A 12,749-nucleotide genomic window follows, 5' to 3' on the forward strand; every position below is an offset into this window, starting at 1 on the left:
GCAACTGCAACTAATTATGCATAAAAAGAATATCGAATACGCGCACATGGGTGGGGCTTTCAAATTTGAAATGGACATCCACGTCGTACAGGCGAACCGCGTGAGAGCTTCTATAAGGGGAATCGCCCTCTTCAAAACCACGATAAACGACAGGACGCGGATCCTGCTTCAGGGTTTCTTCGATGACTTCACGCAAAGCTTTGTCAGGGTTTCGCACCTGCCATTCTTGTAAAAGTTGCTCGGCCTTGTCGTCAAAAGTCACCGTGATCGGGTTCTTGGCAATCTCTGCCGGCCAGCCAGTACGGGCATTGGGAATGGATTCCACTTCCGGCAAATAAGGTTTGATGTCCAGAATCGGAGTGCCATCCACCAGATCTGCTCCAGCGACCACGATGCCGTCTTTTTCCACGCGCACCAGTTCCACCAAAGACAGCCCGATCGGATTCGGACGATGCGGAGTGCGGGTCGCAAAAAGACCCATGCTTTCCCCACCCAAACGTGGCGGATGCACTTTCGCATGGAAGCGCGCCACTTTGTTTTGATGGAAGACCCAAATCAGCCACACATGACTGAAACCCTCAAGGCCCTGCAAAGATTCTTCAGGCTGAAGATCCGCGCGGATTTTCAGACGTGCTTCGGCCCGCTTAACAAGCCCAGGCTGTCGCGGCGTTCCAAATTTATCTTTAAAGCAAGACTCCAAGTAGCCAATAGGTTCCATACGCTAGCCCGTACCGCTCGCGGTCTTCCTGCGTCAAGGACTTTCGAATAACAAGGCTTTTTCAGATGACATGTGCCCCTGAAAGCATAAAACGGAGGCACATTTAACAGCCATTTTAGGAGGCATTGATGAAACACCTTATTTTGGTCGCAGCCCTTGTTTTGGGCACTGGCTCTGCGTTTGCGGGCGAGCTGGACAACGAATCTTCCGTAACCAATCAGTCCATGAACGGCACTGTGGTGATCCGTGTTGATAACCGCAACAACCAAACGACGGTTCTGGCATCTGAACAAGCTGTGACCAGTGACGCTCAGGCGCAGGTTCTGGCACAAACCGGTTCCTTCGACCAGTCTGCACACGTTCGCAACGAACTTGATCAGGATGGTGGGGCTTCCAGCTGGTACTTCTACAGCGGTTACAACTACTACAGCTACGTCTACTGGTACGGGAACTGGTACACACCATGCTACACGTACAACTACGGGTACTATTCTTACTATTACTACTCGAACTACTACTGGTAGAAACTAACGGCGGCCTTCCGGGCCGCCCTTAGGAATGGGGATCTTCGCTTGCATCGACACGGGCTCCTGCCCTCGCCAGCCTGTCCGCCTTTGGCGGCCAACGCATCCGCTGGCTGGAGGTCGATTCCAGCGGAGATCCCCATTCCTAAGGGCTTAAGCAAGTCCTTGTTCTTGCACTTCGAAGAAAGTGATAGGAGTCATTTTTATGAAAATTTTCGTGTTTTGCGCTTTGATGCTGGGTCTGACAACAGTCAGCGTAGCGTCTCCGTTCACTAATACTGATTCATTAAAAAATTCATTGGGGTTCACTCCCTACTATTCTTCGCAGAATCCTGGGCGCAAGTTGAAGGTTGCGGTTCTTGATAAAGGCTTCTTTGGGTATGAAAAAGAACTTGGGCGTACTTTGCCCGCGGGGACTCGTTATGTTGCCGGGCCGGTGGCTAATCCTGAAAATTTGAAGGTCGTGCATGGGTTGAAGATGGCGCAGATTCTGACGGCCATGATGACCAATGATATGCGGGCTTCGCAGTGGATGCCTGAGCTGACTTTGTATAATGCTTTTGGGTATTCCAATTTCAAAGCGGCTATTGATGATGTGATTGCTCGTCAATATGATCTGGTTCTTTATTCTGAGGTTTGGGAATACGGTGGCAATGGGGACGGTGGTGGCTTTATCAATGCCGAGGTCAACCGCGCCACTCGTGCGGGCGTCATTTGGGTGAATGCGGCTGGGAACTTTGCTTTGACCACTTACAATGGGCCGCTGACGACGGTTCAGGACAATTGGGTTTTGTTGCCGGATCAGAACAACGCTTTGGCTTTGCGCTGTCAGGCTGCGGCTGGAAAAAAATGTTCGGCTAAGATTGTTCTTTCCTGGAATGACTTCAAAGATGATGTTGAAGAAGGCACCACCAAGGATCTGGATCTGGCCCTTACTGATGACATGCTGAATGTGATTCAGAACAGCGCCTTAAAACAATCCGCCGACCGCAATGAAGGTCGTCCGGGATTTTCCAAATACCCGCGTGAAATCATCTCTGCTGAACTTTCTCCGGGGCTTTATTTCCTGCGTGTGAAAAACAGATCCAACAATTTCACCAACCGCGATCAATTGCGAATCACGGCTGATGGTGATGGTTTGGTGATGCCTTCCCATTCCCGCGGCGAAAGCATCTTGAATCCAGCTGACAACCCAACGGTAATTACGGTGGGAGCGAGTGATTCAGATCGTTCTTCGACTTCTTTCTTCAAGGACAAACCGGATTTGCTGGCGCCTTCTTCCATAAAGCTTTCTGATGGCACTGAATATCGTGGCAGCTCCAATTCGGCGGCGATTGTGGCTGCGGGTTTGGGAATTTTAAAATCCCGTGAACCTCGCATGACTCGCAAAGATTTACTGGATGCTGTCAGCTCCAAACACAACTGGGAACAGCGTGGTCTGTCTTTGAACTTGTTGGGCTTTGGTCCGACAGGTCCGAATTGCTTCCTTGATGTCGCTTTCAATCCAATTCCAGAACAAATCCGTGATGTCGTTGCCCGTGGTGGTGTGCCCGTACAAACCACGGCGGCGATTCGTGTGATGGTTACATTTGATCCCATCTTGCTTGCTCCACATCTGCAGCGTCAGCTTTTGAATGACATGATCGTGGCTTTGCCTCAGGGCGGATACGGCATCTTCAATCGCCGTGCGATGATTCCTCCGGGTGCGGTGGAAATCTTCCAGCGTCCGCTGGAAGCAGGTCTTTGCCGTCCGACTCCGGTCAACGGCAAAAACTTCCGTCTGTAATTGCTGTTCGTCACCATACGATGCAGGCCTAAGCACTTATGTTTTTAACTTCCCGGATTTTTTCCATATAATCCGGGAATGACATTTCTGATGAGCTTTCTTCTTTTGATCTGCATCGGAGTCTCCCCTGCATTTGCAGCGGGCTCTTCTTCGTTTAAATTCCCGCAAGGAACATTGGAACTGATCAGCTCGCACGCGGGCTGGAATCCTGCGCAGAAAAATTCACTGGGTCTGCATTTCAAAATGAATGAACACTGGCATATCTACTGGAAGAACTCCGGTGATTCTGGCGCCGCACCCAAGTGGAAGTGGACCGTTGAAAATGCCAAGATAACTGGCGAACAATGGCCCCTGCCTGAACGAATCAACATCGAGGGCCTGACCAATCTGGGTTATTCCCACGAAAGTCTTTTCATCTTTGACCTAGCCCCTCAGGATCCGGCAAAACCCATCAGCGTGGTTTTGAATCTGGAGTTCCTGATCTGCAAAGTCGAATGCATTCCCTACTTCACCGAACTTCGTAAAGAAATTCCTTTCGCCGCCCAAACCGGCCCGCCCGCGGCGATCTTTTCCACGTTCATTTATCCTGAAAACGCCCCCTCTTCTTTCCGCTGGTCCGTGGATGGTCGCACCGACCAGATCCTGAAAACCACCCTGTCCCTGCCAGCAGAGATTCAGCTTAAGAATCTCGAAGTCTTCCCCGAAGATGGCGAAACATTCAAAAGCAGCGTTCCCGCTCTGGAACCGCAAGGATCGCAGTATCTGATTCAACTGCCACTGCAGGACACTTCCAAAACAGATTTTGCCGGATCCCGTTTTTTACTGGTCACGGAAGACAGCGCAGGCAATAAAAAGGGCTATGAGATGGCCCTTGAAAAAGCCGCTCCCACGGCCTTGGCAACCATTCTGATCTGGGCTTTGTTGGGTGGGTTCATTCTGAACTTTATGCCGTGTGTGTTCCCGGTTCTTTCCATCAAAGTCTTAAGCTTCCTGGGGCCGGATCAGGACAAACAGAAGCTTCGCACCTCGGGTCTTTACTACACCATGGGTGTGATGTGTTCATTCCTTGCCTTGGGTGGACTGCTGCTGGCATTGCGTGCGGGTGGCGAGCAGATCGGCTGGGGTTTCCAGCTGCAGTCACCACTTATAGCCGCCGCAATTGCCTTGCTCTTTTTCTGGCTGGGCCTGAATTTTCTGGGAACTTTTGAAATCGGTCAGTCACTTAGCTATTTGGGAGCCAAGAAAACCTCGCAGTCATTGTGGGGTTCCTTCATGACCGGAGTGCTGGCGACGGTGGTGGCTACTCCGTGCACGGCCCCGTTCATGGGCGCCGCCCTGGGGGCCTCACTTGCCATGCCTGCCATGAACACGCTGATGGTGTTTGCAGGACTGGGATTGGGAATGGCTTTGCCGTTTTTGATTTTATCTTATGCACCCCAGGCCTTGAAGTTTCTGCCCAAGCCCGGAATGTGGATGCAAAAGCTGAAAGAGTTTTTGGCGTTCCCACTGTTCGCCACTGTGCTGTGGCTGATGTGGGTCCTTTCCCATCAGGTCGTCGTGGATTCACTATTGTATCTGCTGGGCGTCTTCCTGCTGGTTGCGCTGTGGATCTGGTTTGTTCACACCATTCGCCACGAAAAACTGCGCCAGCTGATGCTGCTTGCCGGTTTCGTTCTTTCCTTTGTCATTTTGTCGTTCCTGCCAAGGGATCCTGCCTCCGCATCCACGCCAAGCTCTGCCGCCGTGGATGTGTGGAAGCCCTTCAGCGTGGAACAAGTGCAAAAGGATGTGGACGAAGGCAAAGCCGTTTTCATCGACTTCACCGCAGCTTGGTGCATCACCTGTCAGGTGAATAAAAAGCTGGTCCTGCACACCACTGACATCCAAAAGGCCTTCACCGAAAACAACGTGCAGCTTTACAAAGCCGACTGGACTGACAAGGATCCGAAAATCACGGAAGCTCTGGCCCAGTATGGTCGCAATTCACTGCCTCTGTATGTCTATTACCAAGCAGGCAGCCGCAAGGCATTGCTGCTGCCTGAAATTTTAACCAAAAGTATCGTGCTCGATTTATTCAACAAGGAGAATGAACCATGAAAAAACTGATACTTGCACTGGCTTTGACCTTCACCGGAACCCTTGCATTTGCTGACGCAAAAATCGGCGCGCCAGCCCCGGACTTTTCTGTAACTGACGCCAACGGAAAGACCCACAAACTTTTCGACTATAAAGGAAAATACGTGGTGCTTGAGTGGTACAACAAAGACTGCCCGTATGTGCGTAAACACTATGACAGCAAAAATATGCAAAACATCCAGACTGAAATGACCGGCAAAGGTATCGTATGGCTGTCGGTGATCTCGTCTGCCAAGGGCAAACAAGGCTATATGCCAGCTGCTGATGTGGTGAAAAACGGAACCAAAGAATCCTCGAAAGCCACGGCCATCCTGGTCGATGAAAACGGTAAAATGGGCAAAGCCTACGGCGCAAAAACGACTCCGCACATGTACCTGATTGATCCACAGGGCGTGCTTCGCTACAACGGTGCGATTGACAGCAATGATTCTGCGGACCCGGCGACAATCGCTTCTTCTGAAAATTACATCATCCGTGCCGTGGCCAGTGCCGAAAAAGGCGAAAAGATCGCCAAAGAAACCAGCAAGCCTTATGGCTGCAGCGTGAAGTACTAAACACCTGCTCACTTACAATTTGAGACTGCCACCAAAACCCCGTACCCTTTTAAGTACGGGGTTTTTATTTGTGATAAAAAAACTTTTACCCATTCCCATTGTTCTTGGTTTCTATCTGGGGTGCGCCTCGCTCCCACCCAATACAAATCGTCCTTATTCTGAAGCCCTGCCGCCGGATCCAAAGACCCAGCTGGCACAGGCCACAGAAGATCAGCTTAAAAAACATCCCGGACAGTCGGGCTTTTACCCGCTGGCTTCCGGCCTCGAGGCGTTAGTCGCTCGCATGGCGGCGGTCGCAGTTTCTGATCGCAGCATCGATCTGCAATACTATATTTGGGAAAATGACCTGACCGGAAGAATGCTGGTGCACGAAGTGCTGCTGGCCGCAGATCGGGGTGTGCGCGTGCGCGTTCTGCTGGACGATCTGAATCAAGGCCGCTATGAACGAGGCCTTGCCATTTTGGATTCGCACCCCAACATCGAAGTTCGCATGGCAAATCCTTTCGCGGGAAGAAGCTGGCGCATCCTGGATGCGATGAGATTTTCCACCGTCAACCGTCGCATGCACAACAAGGTCTTTGTCGTCGACAATCAAACCGCGATCGTGGGTGGGCGCAATATTGGCAATGAATACTTCTGGGCCAGCGAAGAAATGAACTTTGGTGATTTCGATCTGTGGGCCATCGGTCCGGTGGTGCAGGATCTTTCGAGGGAATTTGATTCTTACTGGAACAGCGAAATCGCCTATCCTATTTCTGTGTTGGTAAATGGATTCCAGCCCACCGCCGAAGATCTGCAAAAACTGAAAGCCGATGCCGCAGCCGCCGTCGAGGAAGCGGAAAAGACCCAGTACGCCGCCGCCTTGAAGGAAACTCCGATGGTGAAAAAATTCACCCGCGAACCTTTGACCCTTTACTGGGGCAAAGCCGAAGTGGTGATTGATCCGCCGGAAAAATTCCGCCAGGATTCCACGGAACAAACCAGCAACCTGGCCCATCAGCTTTATCCTCTGATTGAAAAAACCGAGAAAGAGCTGATTCTGGTTTCGCCCTATTTCATTCCAGGAAAAAAAGGAGTGAAGTTCTTCAAAAATCTGAACGACCGCGGAGTTCAATCGCTCGTTCTGACCAATTCGTTGGCTTCCAGTGATGTGGCCACCGTCTTTTCCGGTTACAAGGGCTATCGCAAGGACTTGCTGGGTCACGGTGTCAGTCTGTATGAACTAAAACCCACCCCCCAGAAAACCATGCCCAGGAAAAATCGTGTCGGCTCGAGCTTTTCCAGCGCCGGTTTGCACGGGAAAGTCTTTATTTTTGACCGAAAGAAAGTTTTTGTGGGCTCTATGAACCTGGATCCTCGTTCGGCCACTTTAAACAGCGAAATGGGCGTGGTGGTTGACAGCCCGGAACTGGCCGAAATAATCAGTAAGAATCTGATCGCCAATCTTCGCGAAGACAGCTATCAAGTTTTACTGAACGCCAAAAAGAACCTGATCTGGAAAACCACCGATGAACAGGGGCACGAGCAAATATTTACCAAGGATCCAGAGACCAGCTGGTGGAAACGCTTTAAAGCCGGATTTAGCTCCGTGTTCGTTCCTGAATCCTGGTTGTAGGGCATAAAAAAACCCCGAGTTTTCACCCCGGGGTCTTCACAACTTCGTCAGCAGTAGCGTTGCGACTAGAAATTGCCAGATCTTCTCATCAGACCGTCTTTATTCTTGATGATGATTTCTTTACCATTGAGGTCGATAAGGCCTTCATTTTTAAACTCTGTCAAATGACGAGACAAGGACTCATTGATCGTGCTGGCAAGCTGAGCGAACTCATTTCTTGTCAGTTTCAAATTCAAAGAAATACCATTCGGTGTCTGAACCCCGAATCTGTCAGCCAAAAGCACCAGTTGATAAGCAATACGTTCCTGAACAGATGCCAGGTAGTGAAGCTGACTGATGGTTTCGAAAGATTCCAGGTCGTTAACAGCCTGATTCAAAAGCAACTTAATCAGGGGGCTGGATTGTGCCATCGCCACTTGAATAAGTTCACGTGGATACAACCAAAGAACTGTGGATTTCACAGCTTTGGCGTGACTTTGTGTTACAGCACCTTTCACAAGTGACTTATAGCCAAAGTATTCACCTGGTGATACAAGCTTCGTCACGTATTCGTTAGTCGTGGTGCGGCCGCGCGCGTGGGATCGATTTACAACAACTTTAACACATCCCGACTGAACGTAATACAGACCCTTCGCCGGCTCCCCTTCTTTGAAGATCATCTCCTCTTCTTTGAGATGAATGACTTCATAGGGAACGTTTGAAGTATTCGGAATACTTAGGTTTTGACCACCCATAAAACCAAGGGAGTTTACTCCGCCGTTGAGTATTGTCTGAGATTCCATACTCTTTTACCTCCGAGCTTTCTTCGTTGGGTTAATTGTTGAGGTCATCCTAAACTGGTATTATACAGCCTCCTAATTGAAATTTCGACATAACACTCTTGTAACGGCCTCCTGTTTACGCACAAACATACTTATGACTTGACTCATACAGGGGCCTCCCCTACTTTCAGCCCAATTCAAAAATGGAATTTTTTCGTAATTTCATGCTCTTATTCAGCATATGACATCGCTGTAAGAGTGGTTTTAGTGGAGTCCAAAAATGGCAAAAAGCTTCGTTACGATGCTGTTATTCCTGTCAATCGGCACATTTTCCCACGCAAATTCCCTAAAAGTTGGTTTGGTTCTCGATAAAGGCGGCAAAGACGACAAGTCTTTCAACTCTGCTGCGTATCTTGGAGCAAAAAAAGCAGAGCAGGATCTGAAGATCGACCTGAAGTACGTTGAAGCCACTGATACCAATGCCATTGAAAATCTGCACCGTGCTTTTGCTCGCAAAAATTTTGATCTGATCATCGGCGTGGGCTTTGCCCAGCAGGAAGCGGTTAAAAAAGTAGCCGCTCAATTCCCGAAAATTAAGTTCGCGGTTATCGACAGTGATGTCAAAGCACCGAATGTGCGCTCACTGCTTTTTGAAGAACATGAAGGCTCGTTCCTGGTGGGTGCGCTGGCAGCGATGGCTTCCAAGTCCAACTCGGTTGGCTTTGTTGGCGGGATGGATATTCCGCTGATCCGCAGATTCTCTATGGGTTATGTGGCAGGTGCCAAATATGTAAACCCGAAAATCAATATCACTGAAAACTACGTGGGTGTGACCGGCGAGGCCTGGAACAATCCGGCCAAGGCCAAAGAACTTGCCCTGGCACAAATTGCCAAAGGCAGCGACGTGATCTTTGTGGCAGCAGGTGCTTCCAACACCGGCGTCTTTGATGCCGCTGAAGAAAAAAAGAAATTTGCCATCGGGGTTGATTCCAACCAGAACTGGATCAAGCCGGGTGTGATCCTGACCAGCATGATGAAAGCCGTCGATGTGGCGGTGTATGACACCATCAAGGAAGCTCAAGCCGGTAAATTCACGGTGGGTGAAATTCGTTACGGCCTGAAAAATCAGGGCGTGAACTACACTCTGGACAAGCACAACGAAAAACTGATCACTGCCGACATGAAGAAAAAGGTCGAAGAGATCAAAAAGAAAATCATCGCTGGCCAGATCCAGGTTCCTGATTACTACAAAAAGAAATAGGTGCCTGTTAACATGTCCATGGCGGTTGAATTCAAAGGCATCAGCAAATACTTTGGCGCCGTTCGCGCCAACTCGGACATCTCTTTCGCAATACCTTCCGGCTCCATCCATGCTATCGTGGGTGAAAACGGGGCCGGCAAGTCCACCGCCATGAAAATCCTTTTTGGAATGTATCAGCCTGATGGCGGTGACATTCTGATTCACGGAAACCCCGTCACATTTGAAACCCCGATTGATGCCATGGCAGCCGGTATCGGCATGGTTCATCAGCACTTCATGCTGGCCGAACCCTTCACGGCCCTGGACAATATTCTGCTGCAGCAAAAAGGCTCTGCCTTTTCCCTGCTTCCACGCGCCGAACAAAGACAACGCCTGAATGACATTGCCGCACGGTATGGCTTTGAGGTCGATCTGGATGCCAAAGTCGAGGATCTGTCCGTCGGCGAACAACAGCGCATTGAAATCCTGAAGATCCTGTCCCAGGATTCAAAGATTCTGATTCTGGATGAACCCACCGCGGTTCTGACTCCGCAGGAAGTCCAGGAGCTCTTCGCCAATCTTCGCAAGCTGAAAGCTGAAGGTAAAACCATCCTGATCATCACCCACAAACTGAAGGAAGTGATGGCCCTGTCTGATGCCGTGACCATCTTCCGCGCAGGCCGCATGGTCGCACACAAAGCAACCCGCGAAACCTCCGTGGAAGAGCTGGCAGAACTGATGGTCGGACGCTGTTTGCAAAATCCGCAGGAACGCACCAGCCCAGTGGACCACAACCATGTGCTGCTGAACTTTGAAAACCTCTCGGCCGCCATGGGGAACCATCGCATTGAAAATATCTCTTTAAAAGTTCATGCCCGCGAAATCGTCGGCGTGGCCGGTGTTGAAGGCAACGGCCAGGACATTCTGATTCGCGCCTTGCTGGATCAAAAGTCACTGAACAAACACTCCCTTCAGGGGCAGGTGCTTCGCGAAGGAACACTTCAGGCCTTCCCTGAAGACCGTCTGCGTTTCGGCGTACTGCCTTCCCGCCCTGTATATGAAAACTTCCTGCTGGGGCAACAGCGCTCCGGCCTGTTCAATTCCGGCCTGCTGCTGAAAACCCGCGCTTTGATTGAGCGCACCCGCGAGATCATGAAAGAATACGATGTCCGTCCTCACGATGAACATCTGCCTTTTGAAAAACTGTCCGGTGGAAATCAGCAAAAACTTGTCGTGGCCCGCGCTCTGACTCAGAAACCCGATGTGATCGTCGCCGCTCAACCAACCCGTGGCGTGGATATCGGGGCTATTGAATTTATTCACAATGAACTGCGCCGCTGCCGTGATGAAGGCGCCGGTGTGCTTTTGATCTCTTCTGAGCTGGATGAACTGATGGCCCTTTCTGATCGCATTGTTGTTCTTTACAAAGGCCATCTGGTGGCCGAGTTCAAACGCTCCGCCTTCAATGAAATTTCCCTTGGTAAAGCCATGGGAGGTGGACATTGAAACGGGTCTTTGGTTTCTTCCTGGGATTGACACTGGCTTTGCTGCTGACTTTGTTCGCAGGTGAAAATCCGTGGAATGTCTTTATGATTCTGGTGCGCAGTGCTTTTGGCTCCATGTACGATCTGGGACTGACCCTTTCTTACACCACGCCTTTGATTTTCTGTGGCCTTTCCGTTGCCATCGGCTTCCATGCCGGTCTTTTCAATATCGGCGCTGAAGGTCAGTTGACCATGGCTGTGGTCACGACCGCAGCTATCGGTGTGCTGTTCCCGCAAATTCCTTTCCCGCTGGCTCCAGTCATTGCGCTGCTGGCGGGTCTTGTGGCTGCCGGTCTGTGGGGCTGGATTGCGGGTTGGCTGCGCGCCGTGCGTGGCAGTCACGAAGTCATCATCACCATCATGATGAACTTTATCGCCGCAGGCCTTGCCAGCTGGTTCACTCTGAAGATCATTCCCAATCCTGAATCCCAGAATCCTGAAACGGCCATGGTGGCGCCTCAGTACATGTTCAAGGACTATGATCTGATTGCCCGTCTGTTCCCGGACACCCCGGCGAATGCCTCTTTGGGTTTTGCGGTTGTGCTGGCGGTTTTGATGTGGATATTCCTCTGGAAAACCACATGGGGCTTTGAATTGCGGGCAGTGGGCTCCAATCCCGAAGCCGCTCACCGCGCAGGAATTTCGGAAAAGAAAGTGCGCATTCTGGCAATGACCTTGGCCGGAGTGATGGCAGGCTTCGTTGCTTTGTCTGAAGTTCTGGGCAGTGCCGGACAATATCGTATTGGCTTTTCTCCGGACTATGGCTTTATCGGCATCGCCGTCGCCCTGCTTGCCAGCAACAATCCGTTGGGGATTATCGTGGCGGCCTTCCTGATGGGCGCGCTTCATAAGGGCGCTTCAGATCTGGATCTTGAAACGACCACGATCACCCGCGACTTTTCTCGTATCATCCAGGCTTTGGTGATCTTGGGAGTGGTGGCTCAGGGCTATTGGGAATGGATCAAAATCAAAAGGAGGAAAGGTTAAATGGAAACAATGACCTGGATTCTGGCTTTGACTTTGGCCACCCTGCGCCTGGCGACTCCGCTGGTGTTTGCCTCTATGGGTGGATTGATGAGTGAACGCTCGGGCGTGGTCAATGTCGCCCTTGAGGGTTTCATGCTGATCGGCGCCTTCGCCGGTGCGATCGCCGGTCAGTATTTTGCGTCAGCGTGGATGGGCTGGGGCTTTGCCTTATTGGCCGGTCTTGCTATTGGCGCCGTTTATGCTTTTTTTGTGATCGAACTCAAAGCCGATCAGATCATCACCGGTATGGCCGTGAATCTTTTTGTGATGGGCTTTATCCCGTTTGTGACAAAGATTCTTTTCAGCTCCACGGGATCGACCCCAGCCTTGTTGGTGGAAGACCGTTTTACCTTTGAGCCGTTATTGATGGCGGGCCTTTTGGTTGCCGCAATCAGCTTCTGGATGTTCCGCACGCGTTCTGGCCTGTGGATTCTGTTTGCCGGTGAAAATCCTGAAGCACTGACTGCCAGTGGTGTCAGTGTTCGTAAAGTCCGCTGGTCGGCAGTGACCTTGAGCGGGGCCTTCGCGGCGATGGGTGGCGCCAGCCTTTCGTTGTTCCTGGCTTCGTCTTATTCGCCGATGATGACGGGCGGCCGAGGCTTCATGGCCTTGGCGGCGCTGATCTTCGGCAAATGGAAGCCGGTTCCGGCCTTTGCGGCCTGTTTGTTGTTCGCCTTTGCAGATGCCGTGCAGATCCGTCTGCAGGGCGTGCAAATCGGCGGTGTGGAAATTCCAGTTCAGTTTGTTCAGATTTTACCTTACATCGTGACTGTCATTGCTCTTGCGGGCTTTATCGGCAAAAGCCGGGCTCCAAAAGCACTGGGTCACCAATAATTTACGAGGTC

The 12,749-nt window shown here is 50.9% G+C and carries 11 protein-coding genes; 9 read left to right on the plus strand and 2 right to left on the minus strand.

The window, feature by feature from the left end; all coding sequences use genetic code 11:
- Positions 1-10: 10 nt before the first annotated feature.
- Entirely contained in the window at positions 11-718 is a 708-nt protein-coding gene (gene tsaA / locus AC04MQ_RS01000) for a tRNA (N6-threonylcarbamoyladenosine(37)-N6)-methyltransferase TrmO (RefSeq protein WP_475390642.1), read from the minus strand.
- Positions 719-846: 128 nt separating this feature from the next.
- Between tsaA and AC04MQ_RS01005 the strand changes: the two genes are divergently transcribed.
- From AC04MQ_RS01005 to AC04MQ_RS01025, 5 genes are all read left to right on the plus strand, one after another.
- On the plus strand, positions 847-1,242 hold the full coding sequence (locus tag AC04MQ_RS01005) for a hypothetical protein (protein ID WP_475390644.1): 396 nt from the start codon (positions 847-849) through the stop codon (positions 1,240-1,242).
- A gap of 205 nt (positions 1,243-1,447) precedes the next feature.
- A complete protein-coding gene (locus AC04MQ_RS01010; protein ID WP_475390646.1) occupies positions 1,448-3,028 on the plus strand; it encodes a S8 family serine peptidase in 1,581 nt (526 codons plus the stop codon).
- Positions 3,029-3,106: 78 nt separating this feature from the next.
- Positions 3,107-5,125, plus strand: coding sequence for a protein-disulfide reductase DsbD family protein (locus AC04MQ_RS01015; protein WP_475390648.1), 2,019 nt, complete (start codon positions 3,107-3,109; stop codon positions 5,123-5,125).
- Complete coding sequence (locus AC04MQ_RS01020) at positions 5,122-5,718, plus strand: redoxin domain-containing protein (protein ID WP_475390649.1); 597 nt, start codon at positions 5,122-5,124, stop codon at positions 5,716-5,718. Before AC04MQ_RS01015 ends, AC04MQ_RS01020 begins: the two co-directional genes overlap by 4 nt.
- Before the next feature lie 70 nt (positions 5,719-5,788).
- On the plus strand, positions 5,789-7,333 hold the full coding sequence (locus AC04MQ_RS01025) for a phospholipase D family protein (RefSeq protein WP_475390651.1): 1,545 nt from the start codon (positions 5,789-5,791) through the stop codon (positions 7,331-7,333).
- A gap of 65 nt (positions 7,334-7,398) precedes the next feature.
- Here AC04MQ_RS01025 and AC04MQ_RS01030 read toward each other — a convergent pair whose 3' ends face one another.
- On the minus strand, positions 7,399-8,115 hold the full coding sequence (locus tag AC04MQ_RS01030) for a Crp/Fnr family transcriptional regulator (RefSeq protein WP_041576875.1): 717 nt from the start codon (positions 8,113-8,115) through the stop codon (positions 7,399-7,401).
- Positions 8,116-8,374: 259 nt separating this feature from the next.
- On the opposite strand from AC04MQ_RS01030, the gene AC04MQ_RS01035 reads away from it, so the two are divergent.
- From AC04MQ_RS01035 to AC04MQ_RS01050, 4 genes are read left to right on the plus strand one after another with little or no spacing between them, the layout of a single operon-like run.
- Positions 8,375-9,355, plus strand: a complete 981-nt coding sequence (locus tag AC04MQ_RS01035; RefSeq protein ID WP_475390653.1) for a BMP family lipoprotein — start codon at positions 8,375-8,377, stop codon at positions 9,353-9,355.
- Positions 9,356-10,840 carry an ABC transporter ATP-binding protein gene (locus AC04MQ_RS01040; protein ID WP_475390654.1) on the plus strand — a complete coding sequence of 495 codons (1,485 nt, stop codon included), beginning with the start codon at positions 9,356-9,358 and terminating at the stop codon, positions 10,838-10,840. It begins immediately after the preceding gene.
- A complete protein-coding gene (locus AC04MQ_RS01045; protein WP_015089625.1) occupies positions 10,837-11,865 on the plus strand; it encodes an ABC transporter permease in 1,029 nt (342 codons plus the stop codon). The genes AC04MQ_RS01040 and AC04MQ_RS01045 overlap by 4 nt, the downstream gene beginning before the upstream one ends.
- Positions 11,866-12,738, plus strand: a complete 873-nt coding sequence (locus AC04MQ_RS01050) for an ABC transporter permease (protein WP_475390656.1) — start codon at positions 11,866-11,868, stop codon at positions 12,736-12,738.
- Positions 12,739-12,749: the final 11 nt, after the last annotated feature.

The sequence above is a fragment of the Bdellovibrio sp. MYbb2 genome, from assembly GCF_056175685.1.

Bases quoted from the DNA above. Each gene is read 5' to 3' on its own strand.
- AC04MQ_RS01015 (WP_475390648.1), top strand. From the start codon at position 3,107: ATGACATTTCTGATGAGCTTTCTTCTTTTGATCTGCATCGGAGTCTCC.
- AC04MQ_RS01005 (WP_475390644.1), top strand. From the start codon at position 847: ATGAAACACCTTATTTTGGTCGCAGCCCTTGTTTTGGGCACTGGCTCT.
- AC04MQ_RS01030 (WP_041576875.1), bottom strand. From the start codon at position 8,115: ATGGAATCTCAGACAATACTCAACGGCGGAGTAAACTCCCTTGGTTTT.
- tsaA (WP_475390642.1), bottom strand. From the start codon at position 718: ATGGAACCTATTGGCTACTTGGAGTCTTGCTTTAAAGATAAATTTGGA.
- AC04MQ_RS01050 (WP_475390656.1), top strand. From the start codon at position 11,866: ATGGAAACAATGACCTGGATTCTGGCTTTGACTTTGGCCACCCTGCGC.
- AC04MQ_RS01020 (WP_475390649.1), top strand. From the start codon at position 5,122: ATGAAAAAACTGATACTTGCACTGGCTTTGACCTTCACCGGAACCCTT.
- AC04MQ_RS01035 (WP_475390653.1), top strand. From the start codon at position 8,375: ATGGCAAAAAGCTTCGTTACGATGCTGTTATTCCTGTCAATCGGCACA.
- AC04MQ_RS01010 (WP_475390646.1), top strand. From the start codon at position 1,448: ATGAAAATTTTCGTGTTTTGCGCTTTGATGCTGGGTCTGACAACAGTC.